The sequence below is a fragment of the Vibrio sp. V03_P4A6T147 genome, assembly GCF_002241085.1.
GTDB classification, from domain to species: Bacteria; Pseudomonadota; Gammaproteobacteria; order Enterobacterales; family Vibrionaceae; genus Vibrio; species Vibrio anguillarum.
Genome location: NZ_NDIO01000284.1, coordinates 1 through 3394, shown reverse-complemented (window position 1 = coordinate 3394; position 3394 = coordinate 1). Strand labels below are relative to the sequence as shown.

Annotated in this window: 4 protein-coding genes; all 4 read right to left on the bottom strand. The window is 40.9% G+C overall.

Annotated features, from left to right (window positions below):
- Positions 1-199: 199 nt before the first annotated feature.
- Positions 200-382, bottom strand: a complete 183-nt coding sequence (locus B9J84_RS11130; RefSeq protein ID WP_010319035.1) for a hypothetical protein — start codon at positions 380-382, stop codon at positions 200-202.
- A 172-nt stretch (positions 383-554) separates the two neighbouring features.
- Entirely contained in the window at positions 555-1532 is a 978-nt protein-coding gene (locus tag B9J84_RS11125) for a J domain-containing protein (protein ID WP_017048049.1), read from the bottom strand.
- Between the two features lie 105 nt (positions 1533-1637).
- Positions 1638-2321 (bottom strand): DUF2786 domain-containing protein, encoded by a 684-nt coding sequence (locus B9J84_RS11120; protein ID WP_017042255.1) that lies wholly within the window; start codon positions 2319-2321, stop codon positions 1638-1640.
- Positions 2322-2448: 127 nt separating this feature from the next.
- Positions 2449-3138: a DUF3334 family protein gene (locus B9J84_RS11115; protein ID WP_026028133.1), complete on the bottom strand. Its 690-nt coding sequence runs from the start codon at positions 3136-3138 to the stop codon at positions 2449-2451.
- Positions 3139-3394: the final 256 nt, after the last annotated feature.

Sequence of the window (3394 nt, the reverse complement as noted above, 5' to 3'; positions counted from 1 at the left end):
TAATAAATATTTTTAGCAAACAATCAAATTGTTCAAAGATAAAGCGCCGTTGTCTGTTTTGTGATCAATGTAAGTATCCTAGTAACAGTGTCTCGTCACTAATTAGGTAAGTTATCATAGTCGCTGAAATGGGTGTGCTTTAAAAATAGGCAGTAAAAAAGCGCCGTGTTGGCGCTTTTTCATGTATAGCTATTGATGCCTAATGTGACAGTGACTGTCGATCTCGAAATGCTTGCTCTGCAATATTAAACTGCCTGACATCCATGCGCGCAAACTCATTGCAACTTTCACATGAGTGGTGCGATTTCCCATCAATATATTCGTGTTTTATTAATAGCTTTGGTTGTTTACACCAATCGCAAATACCTTCAATCGTAAACATGTTTTCTCCCCACCTAGAAGATTTAGGTGTAATTTTCGCGGCGCATTATCCCATATAAAAGAGAATTAAGTTAACTATTTGTTACTTTAAGTGAGATGGAGATCGATTGCGTTGTCTATCTTTAGCGAGTGTTTTAATCGCGAGCGGTAATATTTCGCATTAAAAATAACATTTACTTAACGTGAGGCAGGATGATTTTTAACGCACCATTGAGTCGTTTCATTTCTTCTTGTGAGCCTTGAAGATCTGGGTGGTATATTTTGCACAGTTGCTTGTAGCGAAGCTTGATGCTTTTTTCATCGGGAAGTTCACTGGGTTTAAAGCCAAATAATGCACAGGCTAATAGTAATTTTTGATCCTGAGATTGAGCCACATGATTGTTTTGCAGTCTTTTGATCTCTTTGAATAAGCTTTCAAGCTGCCTTTTTTGCTGTTTGATCATAAAGGCCTGCGATTCGATTTCTTGCTGGTGTTGACTATTTTTATCGTGTTGTTGAGTCTTACGTTTTCGGCTCCAGAAGCGGAAAAGATAGATAAGCATCAAAAGGAGTAACATCAGCAACAACAGAGATAAGTAATCCGTCATGATAGAGCTTGTCGAGTTGCGATCAACGGGTGCAGTGCTGACCACCATGTCAGCTTCATCGCTGCTGTCAAAAGCGCTGTCTAATTGGCTGATGGAGGAGACTTGTTTTGCACGTTGTTGATTGAATTTTTCTTGCAATACACGGGCATAACCCTCTTCGGCTTGGCTACTCTTACTTGCCGCAATGCGATACCACATTTCTGACAATTCTAACGCTGAGGGTGGCGAAGGGAGTGTTTCGTAAGTTCTAGCGAGTTGTAATTGAGCATTCACATCGCCGCTAGTGGCTAAGTCTGTCAGCCAAAATAGAGCTTGAGGGATGTCTTTTGGGGTTCCTTGTCCCTTTAAATAGAGATTGGCTAGCCTAGATTTGGCTAAGGGGTGTCCATTCTGCGCCGCTTGCTGAAACCAATAAAACGCATTGTTTAGGTTAACAGCAACTTTGTCCCCTTGCTGATAAGCCAGCGCCAATTGATATTGTGCATTTGAGTTTTGTTGCTGAGCTTGGGCAGTTAGCTCAGCAACAGGAGAAGCCAGTACTAATGAGGAGAAAAACAGGCACAAACTAAGGACAACTCTCAAATTTTCACCATGTTTTGTGGGGCTAATTTCTGTTCAAATAGTAGCGCATTTCTATCGAATGCACAGAGCAGAATAGCGCATTAATGGTTATCTAAGACGTTTTGGAGCAGGTGCGCCATCAATCGGTCGGTTTACAGATACTTTACGGCCTTTTTTTAACCCAGTTTCGTAATCCGCGGTAATATTTTTCATAGCATCACGCAGCTGCTGCTTGAATGTCTCACGGTCAATATTTTGAAACTCTTTATCAATGTAATTATTGATTTTGTTATTGGATTCATCATCGGCGGTGATCACTGGAAGCTTTTCTAATGCCCCTTCAATCCAACCCGAAACGAATGAATTGACGCGCCGTGTGACTTCCATGCTGGAAGTGCCACTGCCCGCGAAACTATTTCGAAATTGGCCTGTGTGCTCGTTCATTTCTCGGTAAATGATATCAAAAGCGAATGCGGCAAAAATAGCGCGATCGGCCTCACCAATAAACTCAACACGTTTGAGTCCTTTATGATTGAGTAGCACCGCTTCTACACCAAACTTAGTATTGATACCGCGGATCACTCGCAGTAGTGATGAGGTGATCGATGCGGGTAGTAAATGGGTTGATTGGGTTTTGCCCATCTTGATAAATTCGATGTCATCTTTATCAAGCCCATACTTCAGCATCAGGCTATGCGCCATCTTGATGGCATTGGCCGCTTCATTCACATTCGCGGAATTACCAAGTTCAAGACATTTAGCGATCTTCTTTAGAGCTTTCTGTTTATCCATTAATTCGCAAATACAATTCTACAACTTCAGAAAAGTCCGACATTTTAGCGGTTTTATGCTGGAAGTGAAAGCGAAGTGGAGAATCGCTGCCCAAAATCAGGCAGCGAGTCGAGAGGAGGTTGGTGGTTTAAATACCAAGTTCATCCAATAGGTCTGTAGTCAAATCATCATCACTGTTGTTTTGCTTGTCGTTTTTTGCTTTGGCAGACAGTTTTTGCTGAGTCGCTTCTAAAATTGAATCAGGGCTTTCATCTTCTTGAACTTCAAACTCTTCAAGTTGGATGAATTCGGTTTTATCCATTGCCAGTTCAAGATAGAAAATATTATTACTTTCTGTCGAGAAGGTAACTCGGCGTGCTTGTGGACGATCTAAATTAGTATCCACCGACAAAATTACCTGTTTGTTGAGTGACAGCATCTTCGGTTGGTTTTGGGTAATGTTGGTTTGCAGTTCTTTGCGGATTTTATTTGTGAAGTCGCCTACGAGTTGATTCATCAATTCGCCCAGTACATCGCCCACCTCGTCAGAAGTGTGCAGCACGGCCAGCTCTTCTTCTGGCATTCCCATGTTGCGCATATAACTGGTGTAAATTTCCAGCGCAGCCTTGGCCGTAAAGTTAATAACAACGAGCCCAGAGAAGCCACCATCAAACAAAACGAAACAGCCGAAATCTGGCTTTAGTGACGTTTTGTTGATTTTTTGTACCATCGCTGAGTAAGCAATGTTGGTCGCCGTTGCAGAACTGAGCACTCCTGACACTGATTGACAAAGCTTAAGCAAAATATCTTCAGTGGTAACAATCTTGTTTTTTTTCATTCTGATATCCGTAATGTGCATTGCAGTTTAAAAGCGGTATTTAACTCTCTATATCAATATATAAAGCATAAAGCGTTAATTAACTATATATAGCTAAAATGTTGTGTACAGGAAAAATGTCGTACTGATGACTTTTTAGAGAGATTCATTCTTGCATTGAGATTCTGATTTGATCACCTTTTTAAATGTTGTAAAGTGACGAAATTCAAAGATTAATATCAAAATAACCATTAACCCACAGCTGATTGGATCAGCG

What these genes read in the sequence shown, in the direction of transcription:
- B9J84_RS11115 (WP_026028133.1), bottom strand. Translation starts at nt 3,138, where the DNA reads ATGAAAAAAAACAAGATTGTTACCACTGAAGATATTTTGCTTAAGCTT.
- B9J84_RS11130 (WP_010319035.1), bottom strand. Translation starts at nt 382, where the DNA reads ATGTTTACGATTGAAGGTATTTGCGATTGGTGTAAACAACCAAAGCTA.
- B9J84_RS11120 (WP_017042255.1), bottom strand. Translation starts at nt 2,321, where the DNA reads ATGGATAAACAGAAAGCTCTAAAGAAGATCGCTAAATGTCTTGAACTT.